The organism is Yoonia sp. 2307UL14-13 (genome assembly GCF_037572755.1).
Taxonomy (GTDB): domain Bacteria; phylum Pseudomonadota; class Alphaproteobacteria; order Rhodobacterales; family Rhodobacteraceae; genus Yoonia.
In genome coordinates, this window is sequence record NZ_JBBIFZ010000001.1 from 208137 (window position 1) to 226913 (window position 18777).

17 protein-coding genes are annotated in these 18777 nt (G+C 60.5%); 14 read left to right on the forward strand and 3 right to left on the reverse strand.

Annotated features, from left to right (window positions below):
- Positions 1–247: 247 nt before the first annotated feature.
- Entirely contained in the window at positions 248–1546 is a 1299-nt protein-coding gene (locus V8J85_RS01155; protein WP_339951386.1) for a reverse transcriptase family protein, read from the forward strand.
- 299 nt (positions 1547–1845) lie between these two features.
- On the opposite strand, the gene V8J85_RS01160 is transcribed toward V8J85_RS01155, so the two are convergent.
- Positions 1846–2061, reverse strand: coding sequence for a DUF1127 domain-containing protein (locus V8J85_RS01160; RefSeq protein WP_339951388.1), 216 nt, complete (start codon positions 2059–2061; stop codon positions 1846–1848).
- 248 nt (positions 2062–2309) lie between these two features.
- Between V8J85_RS01160 and V8J85_RS01165 the strand changes: the two genes are divergently transcribed.
- From V8J85_RS01165 to murD, 11 genes are all read left to right on the forward strand, one after another.
- Positions 2310–3383 (forward strand): Mrp/NBP35 family ATP-binding protein, encoded by a 1074-nt coding sequence (locus V8J85_RS01165; RefSeq protein ID WP_339951390.1) that lies wholly within the window; start codon positions 2310–2312, stop codon positions 3381–3383.
- Positions 3380–3862, forward strand: coding sequence for a GNAT family N-acetyltransferase (locus tag V8J85_RS01170; RefSeq protein WP_339951392.1), 483 nt, complete (start codon positions 3380–3382; stop codon positions 3860–3862). Before V8J85_RS01165 ends, V8J85_RS01170 begins: the two co-directional genes overlap by 4 nt.
- A 735-nt stretch (positions 3863–4597) precedes the next feature.
- A complete protein-coding gene (locus tag V8J85_RS01175; protein ID WP_339951394.1) occupies positions 4598–5092 on the forward strand; it encodes a division/cell wall cluster transcriptional repressor MraZ in 495 nt (164 codons plus the stop codon).
- 3 nt (positions 5093–5095) lie between these two features.
- On the forward strand, positions 5096–6067 hold the full coding sequence (rsmH, locus tag V8J85_RS01180) for a 16S rRNA (cytosine(1402)-N(4))-methyltransferase RsmH (RefSeq protein WP_339951396.1): 972 nt from the start codon (positions 5096–5098) through the stop codon (positions 6065–6067).
- Positions 6067–6426, forward strand: coding sequence for a cell division protein FtsL (gene ftsL, locus V8J85_RS01185; RefSeq protein ID WP_339951398.1), 360 nt, complete (start codon positions 6067–6069; stop codon positions 6424–6426). The genes rsmH and ftsL overlap by 1 nt, the downstream gene beginning before the upstream one ends.
- Entirely contained in the window at positions 6423–8204 is a 1782-nt protein-coding gene (locus tag V8J85_RS01190; RefSeq protein ID WP_339951400.1) for a peptidoglycan D,D-transpeptidase FtsI family protein, read from the forward strand. The genes ftsL and V8J85_RS01190 overlap by 4 nt, the downstream gene beginning before the upstream one ends.
- A gap of 13 nt (positions 8205–8217) precedes the next feature.
- Positions 8218–9705: a UDP-N-acetylmuramoyl-L-alanyl-D-glutamate--2,6-diaminopimelate ligase gene (locus V8J85_RS01195; RefSeq protein WP_339951402.1), complete on the forward strand. Its 1488-nt coding sequence runs from the start codon at positions 8218–8220 to the stop codon at positions 9703–9705.
- Complete coding sequence (locus tag V8J85_RS01200; protein ID WP_339951404.1) at positions 9702–11120, forward strand: UDP-N-acetylmuramoyl-tripeptide--D-alanyl-D-alanine ligase; 1419 nt, start codon at positions 9702–9704, stop codon at positions 11118–11120. The genes V8J85_RS01195 and V8J85_RS01200 overlap by 4 nt, the downstream gene beginning before the upstream one ends.
- A 10-nt stretch (positions 11121–11130) precedes the next feature.
- Positions 11131–12213 (forward strand): phospho-N-acetylmuramoyl-pentapeptide-transferase, encoded by a 1083-nt coding sequence (gene mraY, locus V8J85_RS01205; protein WP_339951406.1) that lies wholly within the window; start codon positions 11131–11133, stop codon positions 12211–12213.
- Between the two features lie 205 nt (positions 12214–12418).
- Positions 12419–13186 carry a hypothetical protein gene (locus tag V8J85_RS01210; RefSeq protein ID WP_339951408.1) on the forward strand — a complete coding sequence of 256 codons (768 nt, stop codon included), beginning with the start codon at positions 12419–12421 and terminating at the stop codon, positions 13184–13186.
- A 246-nt stretch (positions 13187–13432) separates the two neighbouring features.
- On the forward strand, positions 13433–14830 hold the full coding sequence (gene murD / locus V8J85_RS01215; protein WP_339951410.1) for a UDP-N-acetylmuramoyl-L-alanine--D-glutamate ligase: 1398 nt from the start codon (positions 13433–13435) through the stop codon (positions 14828–14830).
- A gap of 18 nt (positions 14831–14848) precedes the next feature.
- On the opposite strand, the gene V8J85_RS01220 is transcribed toward murD, so the two are convergent.
- Together V8J85_RS01220 and V8J85_RS01225 are read right to left on the reverse strand one after the other, a co-directional pair.
- Positions 14849–16027 carry an NAD(P)/FAD-dependent oxidoreductase gene (locus V8J85_RS01220; RefSeq protein WP_339951412.1) on the reverse strand — a complete coding sequence of 393 codons (1179 nt, stop codon included), beginning with the start codon at positions 16025–16027 and terminating at the stop codon, positions 14849–14851.
- A gap of 4 nt (positions 16028–16031) precedes the next feature.
- Positions 16032–17066, reverse strand: a complete 1035-nt coding sequence (locus V8J85_RS01225; RefSeq protein ID WP_339951414.1) for a M42 family metallopeptidase — start codon at positions 17064–17066, stop codon at positions 16032–16034.
- A gap of 403 nt (positions 17067–17469) precedes the next feature.
- On the opposite strand from V8J85_RS01225, the gene V8J85_RS01230 reads away from it, so the two are divergent.
- Positions 17470–17829 carry a hypothetical protein gene (locus V8J85_RS01230; protein WP_339951416.1) on the forward strand — a complete coding sequence of 120 codons (360 nt, stop codon included), beginning with the start codon at positions 17470–17472 and terminating at the stop codon, positions 17827–17829.
- Between the two features lie 429 nt (positions 17830–18258).
- Positions 18259–18762, forward strand: a complete 504-nt coding sequence (locus V8J85_RS01235; RefSeq protein ID WP_339951418.1) for a YbjN domain-containing protein — start codon at positions 18259–18261, stop codon at positions 18760–18762.
- Positions 18763–18777 lie beyond the last annotated feature (15 nt).

Sequence of the window (18777 nt, forward strand, 5' to 3'; positions counted from 1 at the left end):
AATGCCTGCTTTTGATAGATCGGCGGCGCGGATGTGGCCGGTTTGGCCTTGGCAACGCGGCCCCGGCTTTTCATAGTGCGATCAGCAACGGCGGTCCCTGGATCGCTCCGACGCGGAGTGGGGCGGGGCATCCCCGTCTACGAGTATGAGCTTGGCAAACGCGGCGTTACCGGCGCTGGGCTGCACCCAGGACAGGTAACGCGGGACAGGAATAGCAGGGGCCGTTCGTTGCGTGACGTGATCAATCGTGAATAGGCGCAGGCTGGCACAAAATCTGGCGGCCTCTTTGGCGGGTGGGGCGTGGTCGGCTTCGCAGCTTGCCACAACCTTGCGCCGACGCTTACCGGCGCGGTTCGAGAAATACGCAGAACCACTTGCCGCCCATCTGATCCAGACACATCCAGCACCCTTTGCGCCACCCGCGTCAAAGATCGCCGCCGCGCTGAAAGCCGAACCGGGGTTCCGACGCATTGTGCGCAGTTGTCAGCGTCGGGGTGACTGGCCCGCACCGGATTTGCAGCCGCCCTGCATGGCCCCGGTTGATGCCTTTGCCCGGCTTGATCTGCCGCAACTGTCAACGCGCGAAGCATTGGCTGACTGGTTGATGCTGCCGCCGCGACGGCACGCTTACTTCGCTGATCCGACCAGCCGTTTCGAAGAGCATGGCGAAACGGCGATCAATCACTATCACTACCACATCCTGCCCAAACCCCGTGGCGGTCAGCGGCTGATCGAGGCGCCAAAGACCAGTTTGAAAGCGCTGCAGCGCAAAATTTTGAAAGATATCCTGTCGCCTGTGCCAACGCATCCCGATGCTTTCGGTTTTGTGCCGGGGCGCGATTGTCGTGCTGCGGCCGCGCGGCATACCGGCGAAGCGGTCGTCATTTGTTCCGACCTGCAGAATTTTTTCCCATCGATCGGGGCCGGGCGGGTGTTCGGGCTGTTCCGGTCCTTGGGATATCCGCACCAGGTCGCGACAGACCTGACGGGCCTGTGCACGAACTGCACGCCCATCCGGGTGCGCGACCGGATGTCTGGCGACATGCAACCCCTGCTGCGCGGGTCGCATCTGCCGCAAGGCGCGCCGACATCGCCGGCCTTGTCTAATCTTGTGGCCTATCGGCTCGACCTGCGCCTGTCCGCCCTCGCCAAGCGGCTTGGCGGGCAATATAGCCGCTATGCCGATGACCTAGCGTTTTCTGGGGATCGCACGATCATCGACACCGTGCATGGCCTTGTGCCCGACATCATCCGCGACGAAGGTTTTCGCCTGAACCCGCACAAAACCCGGACGATGGGCACGGCCTCGCGTCAATACGTCACCGGATTGGTCGTCAACCAGCACATCAACGTGGATCGGCGCAGCTATGATCGGATCAAGGCGGTGATCCATGCCTGTGGGAAACCGGGCGATCACCGTCTCGCCGATCCGGCATTTCGCGACAGTCTTTTGGGCTTGATCGGCTGGGTCGAGCAGGTCAATCCGCATCGCGGGCGTAAACTGCGGGAACGATTGGACCGCGCAGTCACAGGCGCCAGGCAATAAAAAAACGGCGATGCCCGGGAGGAGGTGGGCATCGCCGCTCTTATGTCTGCGCCTCACACAGGGAGGAGGAGAGGCAAGGCGCATTTGCCGCAGACCCGGGAGGAGGTGGGTCTTTGGCGTTCACGGTTCCGCCCGGGAGGAGGTGGGCGGTTCCGAAACCGGTGGCATAAAGTGGCGGTACCCGGGAGGAGGTGGATACCGCCACCTTATTGCTGACCTGACGTTCAGGGAGGAGGAAGAGCGTCAGGTCTGTGTCAGATCGGCCCTAAAGGGAGGAGGAGGCCGACCCGATCCTTGAATTACTTGCCGTAGGCGGCTTTGTAGGCGACGGCCTTGATCATCGACCGGTGAAGGCCCAGATCGGCGAGGTCACGGTCGGACAAAGCGGCCAGCTCGTTGAACGTCGTGCGGTACTCTTTGCGCTTCGCGGCACTCTCGACCCATTCGGCGCGCAGCGCGGCAAAGCGCTGTGCAAGGGAGAAACCGGCAAAGCCTGTTTCGGTATTGTATGTCATCTGCTCATCTTTCAATTTCGTCGTGTTGCGGTATCTTCCGCCCTGTTGCATCCATCATGTATGATGATGCTGCGCTTGCACAATGCTTGTCTGGTCAATGCTGCTATGCAGAAATTGCATAAGCATTATTGACCTAACGTCATCAATTTGTTGCATTTTTGGGCGTCTGTTTCCGCCACCTTGCGATTTGCCGAAAAAGTGCCAGATGTTGCCTGCGAAACAGTCAGTCTGCGAACCGGAGGAACCACATGCCCGTCACCCACGATGAAATTCTGGGCGCTTTGCGGCGCCTCACCTTGCCGGGCGGCGGTGACCTCGTCTCGCAGGACATGGTCCGGGCCTTGAATGTCGAAGCCGACACCGTCCGTTTCGTCATCGAAGCCGCCACGCCCGAGGAAGCGGCCAAGATGGACGGGGTTCGCAAAGCGGCCGAAGACATCGTCAAAACCCTGCCGGGCGTCAGCGCGGCGTCGGTCATCCTTACCGCCCATGGCCCGGCTGCCAAGGCGCCCGAACCGCCATCGCTGAAGGTCGGGCGTCATCCGACACCGCAGGCGGGTCCAGCCAGGGTCGCAGGCGTGGACCGGATTATCGCCATCGGCTCGGGCAAGGGTGGGGTCGGCAAATCCACCGTTTCGTCGAACCTCGCCGTCGCACTTGCGAAAGAGGGGCGGCGGGTCGGGCTGTTGGATGCCGATATCTATGGCCCGTCGCAACCGCGCATGATGGGTGTCAGCAAACGCCCGGCCAGCCCCGACGGCAAGACGATCATTCCCCTGCAGGCGCATGGCGTGACGATGATGTCCATCGGGCTGATGGTCGATCCGGACAAGGCCGTCGTCTGGCGCGGTCCGATGCTGATGGGGGCCTTGCAGCAGATGCTGGGACAGGTGCAGTGGGGCGAGCTTGACATATTGATCGTGGACCTCCCACCCGGAACGGGTGATGTGCAACTGACGCTTTGCCAGAAAACCCACCTGACCGGGGCCGTCGTCGTCAGCACGCCGCAGGACGTGGCGCTTCTGGATGCGCGCAAGGCCTTGGATATGTTCAAGACGTTGAACACGCCCGTGCTGGGGCTGATCGAAAACATGTCCACCTTTGTCTGCCCCACCTGCGGCACCGAAAGCCACATCTTTGGCCATGGCGGCGTGGCCGCCGAGGCGGAAAGGATCGGTGTCCCCTTCCTGGGCACGCTGCCCATCGATCTTGATACGCGGCTGGCCGGTGATGCGGGTGAGCCGATCGCGGTTGGTGATAACGCCATGGCCGAGGCCTACCGCCACCTTGCCCGCCGCTTTATCGACGGCGGCATGGCGTGATCATCCGGCGGGCAGAGGTGGCGGATTTCGACGCGCTCTGGCCGATCTTACGCGATGTCTTTCGGGCCGGGGACACCTATGCGGTCGATCCGCAGATCAGCAAGCACGCTTGCTTTGATTACTGGATGACCCAGCCCACCGCCACATATGTGGTCGAGACCGACGAAATCCTTGGCACCTATTACATCCGCACCAACCAACCCGGCGGCGGCGCGCATATCTGCAACTGCGGCTACATCGTCGCACCGAATGCGCGCGGGCATGGGCTCGCCGGGCAGATGTGTGAACACAGTCAGGATGAGGCGCGCAAACTGGGCTATCAGGCGATGCAGTTCAATTTCGTCCTGGCCAGCAACGAAGGTGCGGTGCGGCTGTGGCGCCGGTTGGGGTTCGAGACCGTAGGCACGATCCCGAATGCGTTCGATCATCCTAATCGGGGCATGGTGGATGCTTTCTTGATGTATAAGCGGCTTGAGTGATCAGAGCACGTCACTAGACGGTAGCCATCCCGCAGACTGTCGATGGACCGGCACGGCGGGCTTCTTCTCCGTCATGCAACGTCGACACATTGGCAGCTTACGCGAATGACCGGTTTGACTGTGTCATGATCGATTGCGGTGATGATGCCAGTAGGAGCGATCTGGGAAACCATGGAATCAATGTGGTTTCCGAATCACATTCATGGGATTTTCTGGCGATCACGCTGGTAAGTCAGCCTCGATTTGGTGAACAAAGTTACGCGAACCGGGCGTAATCCGTAAAATTTGAAACTTTTTTCAATCCCAACAAGTCGATTGTTCTATCTACATATTGTGTCCATTTGACCGAAATACCCCACAAATATGTCAAATGAAGGCCCAACACATCAATATCTTGTTCTAGGGGCCTCCCAAAAACACCATGTAGTACCATGAATTCCCAAAAAGTTGTTGATCGGTGAGGGAACTGGTGGCACAACTAAGACACGGTAACGACGGACAACATCAAAGAGGCGCCAAGAACCTCTACCGGCAAAAGCAGGTTTCATACAGGCTTCGTCATTACCCAACCAAATCCGGCGCGTGAGCGAGCAGACATCCCCCCAGGTGGCACGCGCGATCGGACTTTCCCCCAACGAGGGGCGGAACCGGCGGATTGTGCAGTGGCAGCAGCGCAATCCGCCGTTTTCATTTCAAGGGCATTGGGGGCGAATGAGTTAAGGGAACCAGGGGACAGTGGTTCAGAGTTTTACAGGCGAACACACCATCAAGGTGGACGGGAAGGGACGCATGTCGATCCCTGCCGATTTTCGTCGTGTGCTCGAAGAAGGTGACCCCGAGTGGACGCCCGGCCTGTCGCCCCGCATGTACCTGCTTTACGGCGATCACCTGAAAAATGAATTGCACGGCTACACGGTTGACGAATTCAACGCGGTCGTGGCCCAGATCAACGCGCTCCCCCGCGGATCTGACCGCAAGAAAAAGCTGTCCCGCTTGATCATCGGTCAATCCATCCGGCTGGATGTGGACAAGGACGGGCGGACCGTCATGCCGATCAAGCAGCGTCAGAAACTAGGCCTCAGCGAAGGGATGCTGACCTTCAGCGGGCTGGGCGATCACTTTGAAATCTGGAAGGCAGAAACATTCGAGGACAAGGTCGCCGATGACCTGCAGGGCTGGCTGAGTGAGCAGGAGGATGGGTTCGATCCGCTCATCCTGCTGGATGAGTAGATCATGCCACCTGCTGCCGCACCCGAACCTCATATCCCCGTCCTGATTAGACCGCTGATCGCAGCGGTCTCGCCTGTTTCCGGGACATGGCTTGACGGTACCTTCGGCAATGGTGGCTACACACGTGCTTTGCTGGACGCCGGGGCCGATAAGGTCATCGGCGTCGACCGTGATCCGCTTGCATTCGAGATGGCGGCGGACTGGGCAGGTGGCGACGACCGGATCGAGTTAGTCGAAGGCGTCTTTTCCAGGCTCGACGAATACGCCGCCGACATTGACGGCGTGGTCCTCGACCTGGGCGTCAGTTCCATGCAGCTTGACCTGCCCGAGCGTGGCTTTTCCTTCATGCGCGACGGGCCACTCGACATGCGGATGAGCCAGTCTGGCCCGTCAGCGGCAGATTTATGCAATGAGGCAGAGGAGGCGGACCTTGCCGATATCATCTATCTTTATGGCGAAGAGCGCGCGTCGCGCCGCATCGCCAAGGCCATCGTGGCGGCACGCCCTGTCACAACGACTGCGCAGCTGGCGAAAGTGGTGGAAGGGTGTCTCCCCCGCGCAAAACCCGGTCAGTCCCACCCGGCGACCCGCACCTTCCAGGCGCTCCGCATCGCGGTCAACAGCGAATACGAGGAACTGGCGCAAGGCCTGATGGCCGCTGAGCGGGCCTTGAAGCCCGGCGGGCAACTGGCGGTCGTGACCTTCCATTCGGTCGAGGACCGGATGGTCAAACGGTTCTTCGCCGCGCGGTCGGGCAATGTGGCGAACGCCAATCGCTACGCACCCGAAACCGAACAGGTCACGCCAGCCTTCCGCATCGAAAAGCGCAAGGCCATTGGCCCGGGCGATCAGGAACTGGCGGAAAACCCGCGCTCGCGGTCGGCCAAACTGCGCGTCGCGATCCGTACCGACGCACCGGCACAAGACATCGACCCGGCATCGCTTGGGATGCCAATCAGAAAGGGGGGCAGGTAATGCGTGGTTTTTTATATGTTTTCGCCGCTCTGGCCGTGATGGGGCTGGCCTTTTGGGCCTATCAGGAAAACTACAAGACGCAGCAGGCGATCAAAGAGGCGCGGCTGTTGCACGCTCAGATCGGCGCGGCGCATGAACGGCTGGGCATTCTGCGCGCCGAATGGGCGTATCTCAACCGGCCCGACCGGCTCGCCGACCTGGCCGAACTCAACTTCGACCGTCTGGGCTTGCTCCCGCTGATGCCCGACGCCTTCGGCAAGGTCGATCAGATCATCTATCCGATCCCGCCCATCGCGCCGATCACCAACCCGATCGAACTCTCCAGCGACGCCTTTGCCGATGTAAAGGACCCGCTATGAGAACGCCGCTCCGCCCACTCGCCCGTATTCTCAAGGCCCGCGCACAAGGCGAAGACCCCGCCGTCATCGAGGCTGAAAACAAGCGCCGCCGTCACGAGGAAATGGCAGACAAGGCACGGCAACGCGCCGAGGGGCGTTTGCTGGTGCTCGGCCTCGCGTTCTTCTGCGCCTTCGTCGTCATCGGCGGGCGCATGGGCACGCTTGCGTCTTCGATGCCCGAGGAGCCGCGCGCGTCGGCCGTCGGGAACCCGATCATCGGCCAACGCTCTGATATCGTTGACAGAAACGGGCGCATCCTCGCGACGAACCTTGAAACCCATTCGCTTTACGCCCACCCAAAGGACATGATCGACCCGCTGCATGCGGCGTCGGGTCTGGCCGCGATCTTCCCGGATCTGGACGAAGAGGAACTGATCCAGGATTTCACCGGCGACCGCAAATTCCTCTGGGTCCGCCGCCAGATCAGCCCTGAACAGATGCAGCAGGTCCACGATATCGGCTCGCCCGGTCTGCTCTTTGGCCCCCGCGAAATGCGGTTGTATCCAAATGGTCCCATCGCCGCCCATATCCTCGGCGGTGCCAGCTATGGCCGTGAGGGCGTGGCGAGCGCCGAGGTCATCGGCGTGGCCGGCGTCGAACGCAAATTCGACGCCTATCTGCGCGACCCCGCAAACGAAGGCGCACCACTGCAACTCTCCATCGACCTGACCGTTCAAGCCGCTGCCGAACAGGTGTTGGCGGGCGGCATGTCGATCATGAACGCCAAGGGCGCGGCATCGGTTCTGATGGATATCCATACGGGCGAGATCATCTCGATGGTCTCGCTGCCGGATTTCGACCCCAACAACCGCCCCCGCGTGCTGACCAATGGCGACCAATCCGACAGTCCGTTGTTCAACCGTGCGGTGCAGGGTGTTTATGAACTCGGCTCCGTCTTCAAGATATTCACGATTGCGCAGGCGATGCAGTTGGGCCTCGTCAATCCGAACACGGTTATCGACACGCAAGGGCCGCTGACCTGGGGCCGGTTCCGCATCCGCGATTTCCGCGATTACGGGCCGGAGCTGAGCGTGACGGATGTCATCGTCAAATCCTCGAATATCGGCACCGCCCGCATCGCCATGATGATCGGCGCTGACCGGCAAAGGGCGTTCCTCGGCTCACTCGGCTTCCTTGAACCCACCCCGGTCGAGATGGTCGAAGGGCCGACCGGTAAACCACTCCTCCCGCCGAACTGGTCGGAAATTTCAACGATGACAATCTCTTACGGGCACGGACTGTCATCTTCACCCCTGCATCTCGCCGCTGGTTATGCGACCCTCCTCAACGGCGGTACGCGGGTCAAACCAACGCTCCTGCGCCGCGAAAACGCGCCCGAGGGTGAGCGGGTCGTCAATGAAGCCGTCAGCCGCCGGTCCATGGCGATGCTGCGGCGGGTCGTGACCGATGGCACGGCGTCCTTCGCCGAGGTGCCGGGCTACAATATCGGTGGTAAGACCGGCACGGCCGACAAACCGCGTGAACGCGGCGGCGGCTATTACGACGACAAGGTCATAGCAACCTTTGCGTCTGCCTTTCCTGCCGAAGACCCGCAATATGTGTTGATCGTGACGCTCGATGAACCCTCAGAGGAATCCAGCGACGAACCACGCCGGACCGCGGGTTGGACAGCCGTACCCGTCGCCGCTGAAATGACCCGCCGCGTCGCCCCTCTTCTGGGCCTCAGACCGCAAGTGGACACCCCCCAATCCGTCGGTGTAACACTCACCCGAAACTAGGCAGGGGGCGCCGATGAAAACGCTGGCAGAGCTGGGATTACGGGCGCAGGGTGGATCCGACGCCACCATCACCGGGCTGTCCGTCGATAGCCGGGAGGTCAAACCCGGCCATCTCTTTGCGGCCCTTCCCGGCGCGCGCGTCCATGGCGGCGCATTCATCCAATACGCCTTGCGCATGCGGGCCGCCGCGATCCTGACCGATGCTGAGGGGGCCGCGATCGCAACCGACGAACTCGCCGCATCGGATGCCGCCCTGATCGTCTCGCAAGACCCGCGTCAGACGCTCGCCCAAACCGCCTCGCTTTGGTTCGGCCCGCACCCTGAAACCATCGTTGCGGTCACGGGGACCAATGGCAAAACTTCCGTCTCGACCTTTTGCCGCCAGATTTGGGAGGCGATGGGGATCGCAGGCGTCAACCTTGGCACAACCGGCGTCGAAGGCGCCTGGACCCATCCGCTGAAACACACCACGCCCGAGCCGATTACGCTGCACCGCGTCCTGGCCGAAGCGCGAGCCAACGACATCACCCATGTCGCGATGGAGGCGTCATCCCACGGCCTGGACCAACGCCGCCTCGACGGCGTGCTGCTGACCGCTGCCGGGTTTACCAACTTCACGCAAGACCACCTCGACTATCACGGCACGTTCGAGGCCTATTTCGACGCCAAGATGGGCCTCTTCAAACGGGTCCTGTCCGAGGATGGCGTGGCGGTCATCAACTATGACGACCCCAAGGGGCTTGAGGTCGCCGACATCTGCTCTGACCGCGGGCAAGAGGTGATCAGCGTCGGCCATTACAAGGACGCGCGTCTGCGTCTGACCGGCCAGCGGTTTGACGCCACGGGGCAGGACATCCTGTTCTCATGGCAGGGCCAGCCACATCAGGCGCGCCTCAATCTGATCGGTGGTTTTCAGGCCGAAAACGTCCTGCTCGCCGCCGGTCTGGTGATCGGGGCCGGTGCGAAGCCTGCCGAAGTCTTCGCCGCCCTCCCGCAACTTGGCACCGTGCGCGGTCGCATGGAACTCGCCGCGACCCGCGACAACGGGGCGGCGGTGTTCGTGGATTATTCGCACACGCCCGACTCCGTCGCGACCGCGCTCAAGGCCCTGCGCCCGCATGTCATGGGCCGCATCGTCGTCGTCGTCGGCGCAGGGGGCGACCGCGACACCGGCAAACGCCCCCTGATGGGCGCCGCCGCCGCTGAAAACGCCGAAATCGTCATCATCACCGACGACAATCCGCGGTCCGAGGACCCCGCCACCATCCGCGCCGCCGTCATGGCCGGGGCGCTGAACGCAGGCGGCACCGACAGCATCACCGAAATCGGTGACCGGGCCGAGGCGATCCTGCGCGGCATTGACGCGCTGCAACCGGGCGATGCCCTCTTGATCGCAGGGAAAGGCCACGAAACCGGCCAGATCGTCGGCGATGCCGTGCTGCCCTTCGACGATGCCGAGCAAGCGAGCGTCGCTGTCGCCGCGCTCGAGGGCAAGATATGACGCTCTGGACCTCTGCCGATGCCGTGGCCGCGACAGGCGGCGAAACCACCGCAGACTGGCAGGCCAGCGGCGTCTCTATCGACACCCGCACGATCCAGCCAGGTGACCTCTTCGTCGCCCTGAAAGACATCCGCGACGGCCACGATTTCGTTGCCCAAGCGCTCGAAAAAGGGGCCGCTGCCGCCTTGGTCAGCCACCGCCCTGAAAACGTCCCCGATGACGCCCCCCTCCTGATCACCCCCGACGTCCTGAAAGCGCTCGAAAGCCTCGGCACAGCCGCCCGCGTCCGCACCAAGGCGCGCATTGTCGCCATCACCGGCTCTGTTGGCAAAACTTCTGCCAAGGAAATGCTGCGCACGGTCCTTGCGACGCAAGGCAAAACCCACGCGGCAGAGGCATCGTACAACAACCACTGGGGAGTCCCTCTCACGCTCGCGCGAATGCCCGTCGACACCGATTACGCGATCATCGAAATCGGCATGAGCAACCCCGGCGAAATTGCACCCCTGTCCAAAATGGCCCGGCCCCACGTCGCGATGATCACGACCATCGCCGCTGCTCACCTCGCCGCCTTCGATAACCTCGCCGGCATCGCCGTCGAAAAAGCGAGCATCTTCGACGGCCTCGAACCCGGCGGCATCGCCATCATCAACGCGGATATCGAAACCACCCAAATTCTGCAGAACAACGCCCAGAACATCGTCCTCTTCGGCGAAACCGCGCCAGACTGGCAGGTCCAGGACGTCCGGCTGACCGGCGACGTCACCGTAATCAAGACGCGCAAAGGCGACCACGATTACCTCTTCAAACTCTCCGTCGCCGGGCGGCATTTTGCCATGAACGCCGTTGCCGTCCTCGCCGCGACCGAGGCGCTGAGCGCCGACCCCGTCGCCGCATCGCTACAGATCGCCCAATGGAAACCACCCGCCGGGCGGGGCACGCGCGAAACCATCGCACTCGACAGCGTGAACGAAGACGAAACGCTCGACCTGATCGATGACGCCTTCAACGCGAACCCGACGTCACTTAAAGCCGCGCTCGAGGTCATTGCAGGCAGCGCACCGCACAACAATGTGGGCCGGACGATCAAGGGGCGCCGGGTCGCGATCCTTGGTGACATGCTCGAACTTGGCCCGGACGAGGTGCAGATGCATCGCGACATGGCCGACGACAAGCACCTGAAATCGCTCGATTTGATCCACTGCGCCGGGCCGCTGATGCATCACCTCTGGCAAGCGCTGCCCGAACATCAGCGCGGGCGCTGGGCCGAACACGCAAGCGATCTGACGGGCCAGGTCACCCGCCTTGTCGATGCAGGCGACGTTGTGCTTGTCAAAGGCTCCAAAGGCAGCAAGGTCAGCCTGGTCGTTGACGCCATCCGCAAACTGGGGCATGCGCGCCCCCAAGAAAAATAAGGTCTTTCACATGCTCTATTGGCTCACAGCGCTTTCGGATGGCGGCGATTTTTTCAACCTCTTCCGGTACATCACGTTCCGGGCGGGCGGCGCTTTCATGACGGCGTTGTTCTTCGGCTTCATCTTCGGGCCACCGCTCATCAACGTGCTGCGGCGCAAGCAGGGCAAAGGGCAGCCGATCCGCAGCGACGGGCCGGAGGGTCATTTCGAGAAGGCGGGGACACCAACGATGGGCGGGCTCCTGATCGTCGGGGCGCTGGCCACATCCACGCTCCTCTGGGCGCGGCTCGACAACCCATTCGTCTGGATGGTGCTGTTCGTGACGCTTTCCTTCGCCGCCATCGGTTTCGCCGACGACTATGCTAAAGTGTCCAAACAAAACACGGCAGGTGTGTCCGGTAAGCTCCGGATTTTGCTGGGCATTATCATCGCAGGCATCGCCGGCTACTGGGCTGCAATGTACCACCCCGAGGACCTCAGCAACCAACTCGCGCTTCCCGTCTTCAAGGACGTGCTGATCAATCTCGGCGTCCTTTTCATCCCCTTCGCGATCATCGTCATCGTCGGTTCGGCCAATGCGGTGAACCTGACCGACGGGCTCGACGGCCTCGCCATCATGCCCGCAATGATCGCCGCCGGCACCTTCGGCATCATCGCCTATGCCGTCGGGCGCACCGATTTCACGCAATATCTCGACGTGCATTACGTGCCGCAAACGGGTGAAATCCTGATCTTCTGCGCGGGTCTGATCGGTGGCGGCCTTGGTTTCCTATGGTACAACGCGCCCCCCGCCGCCGTCTTCATGGGCGACACCGGGTCACTGGCTTTGGGCGGCGCGCTCGGCGCCATTGCCGTCGCCACGAAACACGAGATCGTCCTGGCCATCGTCGGCGGTCTCTTCGTAGTCGAGGCCCTCTCGGTCATCATCCAGGTCGCCTATTTCAAACGAACGGGCAAGCGCGTCTTCCTCATGGCCCCGATCCACCATCACTACGAGAAGAAGGGCTGGGCCGAGCCGCAGATCGTCATCCGCTTCTGGATCATTTCGCTGATTTTGGCGATGATTGGATTGGCGACGTTGAAAGTGCGGTAGGGTAGGTGAAACCCACGCGCGGTGAGGCCAAATGCGTCGTCACTCGGTTGTCGTTCTGGGTCCACCCTAGCGAACGCCGTAGGATGGGTGCTTGCATCCATCACACCGCCCAACGACCGGCTCGGCGCACAGTAAACGGGCAGTGTGTCGCGCAAAACCATTCAACGTCGTGGTGATGCTTACCAAACTGCGCTATCGCCATCAGATGACACAACTCCGACCAATCGGCACGCTGTTGTACGCTGACCCAGACGGTTTGCTGAGACGCTGCGCAAAACCACCTGCACCGATCTGGGCACCAATTCTGAAAGAACTGATCGAAAAACTCCACGCACATTACGGTGATGCGCTGGTCAGCATCGCATTACGCGGTTCGGTCGCGCGTGGCATGGATGTTGTTGGCGTGTCCGACCTTGACCTTGTCGTTTTTCTCAACGGGCGGAGTGACGGTTTGAACCTGCATTCGGCGCTCATGCCCGATCTACCGATCGAAGTTGCGGTTGTTGATGCAGCAACTTTTCCACATGGTGCATCCGGGGACTGGATGGCATTCACGCTTGCACTTTCCGGGTGGCACATCCACGGTGACGACTTCATTGCGGACTTGCCGCCACCACACCTTGGGCAGCATGCAATGGGCCACCTCCCACGCGCGGACCGGTGGCTCGCGAAGTGGTCCGTCTATTGGGTCGAGGAGCCTGAAGATGCTGACCGGCAAGATATCTGCCAATGGCTGATGAAGCGCATCGTCCGATCCCTGATGGAAAGCCAGATGATCCGCCTGAACGCTTATAGCCGCGATATCTATCCTTGCGCCAAAGTGGCGGCTGACGCTTTCCCTGCTCATCAAACAGCGATCTGGAAAGCGGCTGAATGCGCCATCGCGCCAACGACGAACCATGAAGAGATCGCAGCCATTGTCGCCGACCTTGCACCGGTTCTGTTGCGAGAGCAGGCAGTGCTCAGTTCTTAACCCCCCATTAACAAACCCCAACGCACGCGCCGTTAACCCGACCCAAGCTGCACAAACGTGCGCACGCTGTGTGTACGGCGTGTGTACGCAAAGCATACGCCGCAAACAGCTCTGAAACCCTTGTTAACCAAGGGATTCCTGTCCCGCCGGACCCGGACCCGCCTTTCCGGTTAACCCTTCCTTTACCGCTCTTGAACGTTGCATCCCCAAACGGCACTCTGCGCGCCACAAACAAGGGGCAGGGCGATGATTCCAGTGCAGGGTTTTGCGGGGCAGGTGGTGGCGATCCTTGGCCTCGGACGAACAGGCCGCGCCGCCGCCACAGCGCTCGAGGCAGGGGGCGCAGAGGTCGTCGTGTGGGATGACAGCGCCCCCGCGCGCGAGGCCGCCGAGGCCGATGATCTGACTTTGCGCGACATGACAAAAGTGCAGTCTTTCGAAGGGGTTAGCGCCCTCATCACCAGCCCTGGTATCCCGCACCTTTACCCTGCGCCGCACCCCGCCATCGCCGCGGCATGGGCCGCGGGCGTGCCTGTGGACAACGATATCGGCCTGTTCTTTCGGTCCTTCGCCACGCCCGATTGGAATAATTTCGACACGACGCCTAGGGTCATCGCCGTCACCGGCTCCAACGGGAAATCGACGACTGCCGCCCTCATCCACCACATCTTGATAGAAAACGGTCGCCCGACACAACTTGCAGGCAATATCGGGCGCGGTGTCCTTGATATCGACCCTGCCCACGACGGAGAGGTCGTGGTGCTGGAACTCTCTTCCTACCAAACCGACCTCGCCCGGTCGCTCACCCCGGATGTTGCTGTTTTCACGAACTTGTCGCCCGATCATCTCGACCGGCACGCGGGCCTCGGCGGGTACTTCGCGGCCAAGCGTAGGCTCTTCGCCGAAGGTGGTCCCGACCGTGCCGTCATCGGTGTAGACGAGGCGGAAGGGCAATACCTCGTCAACCAACTGACCGAAGGGCCGGAAGACGACCGCGTGATCCGTATCTCATCCGGCCAGAAACTGACCCGCGGTTGGTCGGTCTTCGCAAAGAAAGGGTTTCTGTCTGAATACCGCAAAGGGCGGCAGGTCGGGTCGATAGATTTACGTGATATTAAAGGCTTACCCGGCACACATAACCACCAGAACGCCTGCGCCGCTTATGCCGCATGCCGGACACTGGGATTGGGACCCAATGGGATCGAGGCTGCGATGCGGTCTTATCCCGGCCTGCCGCATCGCAGTCAGGTCATCGCAGAGATCGACGGCGTGGCTTACGTCAATGACAGCAAGGCGACCAATGTGGACAGCGCGGCAAAGGCCTTGCAGGCCTTCCCGAAAATCCGTTGGATTTGCGGGGGGTTACAGAAGGAAGGTGGCCTTGATGGGATGCTGCCGCATCTAGGAAGTGTGGTGAAAGCCTACGTGATCGGGCGCGAGGCCGAAGGCTTTGCGCGGCAGCTTGGCGGGTTGGTGGCAGAGGTTTGCACGACGATGGAGACGGCCGTTGCAAGAGCGGCGGCAGATGCGCAGACAGGCGAGGTCGTGTTGCTGGCACCGGCAGCGGCCTCGTTCGATCAGTACGATAACTTTGAAGAACGTGGCGACGACTTCATCGCTCAGGTGCAGCGGGTGACTGCGTAAGGTCGGTTTGAACCCACCTCAGGTCATCGCAATGGCACGGCCAGCCACCCATCCCGACGACCAGGCCCATTGGAAATTGTACCCACCGAGCCAGCCGGTCACGTCCATACATTCTCCGATGAAATACAGGCCGGGGACGTTTTGGGCCTGCATTGTTTTCGAGGACAAACCATCCGTGTCCACGCCACCGACAGTGACTTCGGCGGTCCGGTAACCTTCACTGCCCGATGGCTTTACCGGCCAGTCGGAGAGGCTGTTGCAGATATTTCTCAGCGCCGCATCGCTCTGGTCGCCGATATTGCCGTCGAGGGGGAAGGTTTCGCTCAGGTGATCGACCAATCGCGCGGGCAAGTGTTGGGACAGAACGGTTGTAAAGGCCCGACGACCGGCGGATTGACGATACGCTTGCAGGGTGGGCATCAGATCCGTGGTCGGTAAAAGGTCGATGCTCACCGTCTCGCCTTCGCACCAGTAAGACGAGGCCTGCAGTACGGCGGGCCCGGAGAGACCGCGATGGGTGAAAAGGATGGCTTCATCAAAGCTGACCCCGTTCGCAGTGACCCGCGCAGGGGCCGCGACGCCCGAGAGTGGCTTGAACTTGTCGTCAGAGAACGTGAGCGGCACGAGCCCAGGACGTGGCGTGACGACGGGCAGGCCGAATTGCCGAGCGATCTGGTAGCCAAGGCCAGTGGCACCCATCTTGGGGATGGATTTGCCGCCCGACGCCACAACGAGGTTGCGGGCAGTGATCTGCCTATCGCGCCCCTCACGAACTAATGTGACTGTGAAATGTGTGCCATCATGGCCGATTTCGCCAACGTCGGTTTGCAGCCAGAGCTGCGCGTCGGCCCTATCCATCTCTGCCCGAAGCATCGCGATGATGTCTTTTGCGGATGTGTCACAGAAGAGTTGGCCGAGCGTTTTCTCATGCCACGGAATCTTGTGCTGATCGACGAGATCGATGAAATCCCATTGCGTATAGCGGCTGAGTGCTGATTTACAGAAGTGTTCGTTCTGGCTGATGAAATTGGCGGGGCTGGTGTGCATGTTGGTGAAATTGCACCGCCCGCCACCCGAGATGCGGATTTTTTCGCCCGGTGCCTTGGCGTGATCGATCAGCAGCGTGTCCGGCCCGGCATGGGCGGCGCACATCAGGCCCGCAGCGCCTGCGCCGATGATCAACGTGTTGCATTTCATCCGGTCAGGAATGCGCGCCCAGATAAGCCACCAGAATATCCAGGGCCGCTTGCAGATCACGCTTGTCGATCATCTCGGTCACGGTGTGGATATAGCGCGTACCGACCGTGATTCCAACGGCGCGGGCGCCTGCGGCGGCTTGCTGCGCGGCCGCCCCGTCCTGACCACCGGCGGCCAGCATGGTGCGCTGATATGGGATCTTTTCCTTGATGGCGAGCGCTTCGATCTCCGACACCAATGCCTTGTCGGCAATGAAGGAACTGTCGCGCACGTGCAGCCCGAAACCCTCGCCCTGCTGTGTGGTTGCATCCTTTTCGGGGATGCCTGGCGTATCGCAGGCAAGCGTCACGTCAATCCCGAGCCCGATATCGGGCCGGATCGCGTAAGAGGCGGTGCGGGCACCCCTTAGACCCACTTCTTCCTGACACGTGAAGGCGACGTGGATTTCGGCGCCGCGCCCGTTGTCGCCCAGCTTGCGGATCGCTTCGATCCCCAGCCAACAGGCGATGCGATTGTCGAGCGCCTTGGACACGCACTTGTCCCCCATCTCAAGGAACGGTTCGTCCATGACCACAAAATCGCCGACTTTGACGACATCGTGCGCTTTTTTGCCCAGACCGAGATCGATAAAGAACTCGCCCACATCCGGCACCTTCTTGCGGTCTTCGGGTTTCGAGATATGGATGGGCTTGCCACCGGGATTCATGACCCCCTTGTAGTCACCGTCGTCGGTGCAGACCAGAACACGCCGCGAGAACAGATTGCGCGGATCGAAGCCGCCGACGGGTTGCAGATAAAGAAAACCGTTTTTGTCAATATGACTGACGAGAAAGCCGATTTCGTCCATATGACACAGCAGCATGATTTTCGGCGCGCCGTCCTTCGCGGCGTCCCTTCGGCAGAGAAGTGAGCCCATCGCATCCGTCTTGACACCATCGAACAACCCATCGATCTCGGTTGTGATCAGGTCGCGTACCCGATGTTCATTGCCTGGCACACCGGGCGTTTCGCAAAGACGTTTGAGCAGGTCGATGTTCAAAACTACATCCTCGTATACTGATTTGTTTTATTGACCCTACAACACCAGAAAGTCTTAACGCGCACAAATGTTTCTGGCATGTGGACAGCTAGATGTCATTGACCTCTTAGTCGTTGGGCGTTCTGGATGGTGCAGGCGTATGATTACACAATTATACGTGTATCGCGCCGTAAAAAAGCGATAGCCCTTATCTGATGAAGCTGCGATCCAGTGATTGCAAGGCTCTGACGCCATTTAACGATCTGTCCGCTTGGTGTGGTCGTGCATTTGCGTCGTAAGCGGTCGGACGCTGTCCCAAAAACCGTCGCATCGGACCGGGGTTTTCGGTAAGAACGGACTGTTATCGAGTGGTTTGATCTGTATATTCGGTTACGCACTTTTGTCGATATCGGTTAAATCCGATATGTTTTTGGACCATAGCGTTTGGCCGATCAAAGTTATTCTGCTCGCGTTATTCGCGACACAAGGATCACCACAGCTGCGTGGTGCGCAAGCTCACCCGATTGCGGTTTTTGATAGCGACTTCATCGGATCAGGATGGGCTATTTGGTCCGAATATGTTGTGCCGGTTCTACGGATTATTGTTTTTGGTATCCTCGTTTGTCTTCACGACAAACGACCATCACCACCTGATCTGGCTTGCATACGTGTCGATCTGTTTGATCGGCGTTTTTCAGACCGGCTCCGTCGGCGCAGTGTTCTTGGTCGTGACCGGCACAATACTGTTTTTCAAGCCCTCGCTGAAATCTACGATGTTGTTTAGGCCCCCAATTCTCCGGTGACCTGTCCGATAATTACGGTGTTGTTGGCTTGGCTGTTGCGATTGTCGCAAGAAAAATGTCGCTTGGGGTTTCCTGGTCGCAGAGATACCCCTCGGATGCAAAACCCGGATAAGACGGATCGTAGCCCGAGAGTTTTGACTTTGATATCATCACGTTATCTCATGTAGGGCAGGCGACAGGTTTCTGCTATTTCGTATTGTGACGTATGATCATGCCTTGGGAACTTTACGTCAAGATAGCCGGAATTTCGTCCCGCTACCCACTTATCCCCAAGAAACTGCTTTACACAACGCCCTCTTTGCATCCACCATATCTCGTAGGGGACAAGGTGATGAACACCGCCCCTAGAGCAGGCACCTAGCGTTTGGGCGCTGCCATGTCCCGGACGCCAAAGCAGTGAGGCCGAGCATATGGCATTGTCCGAGCAATACCTAGAGGCGGAAGACCTTCATCCCATTGATCTGGTGGAACACATCGCCGAGACCCATGCGTGGGAATTCGATCGCATCCATGATGACCAAATCGCCATGGCCGTAGAGGGCCAGTGGCGGACCTATTCCATCACGCTGGCCTGGTCCGGCTTTGACGAGACGCTGCGGTTGATCTGCACCTTCGATATGGAACCGCCCGCCGAACGGCTGCCCGCGATTTTCGAGACGCTGAACACGATCAACGACCGCTGCTGGGCCGGTGCATTTACGTGGTGGGACGAGCAGCAGTTGATGGTCTATCGTTATGGTCTTGTCTTGACGGGGGAACAAACGGCGGGGCCCGATCAGATCGATACGATGATCAACACCGCTGTCGCTGCATGTGAACAATACTATCCCGCGATTCAACTTGTCACCTGGGCGGATCGAACCGCGAAAGACGCGGTCGAGGTCGCGATCGGCGGTGCGTTCGGGCGCGCGTGATAAATCGGGTAAGGT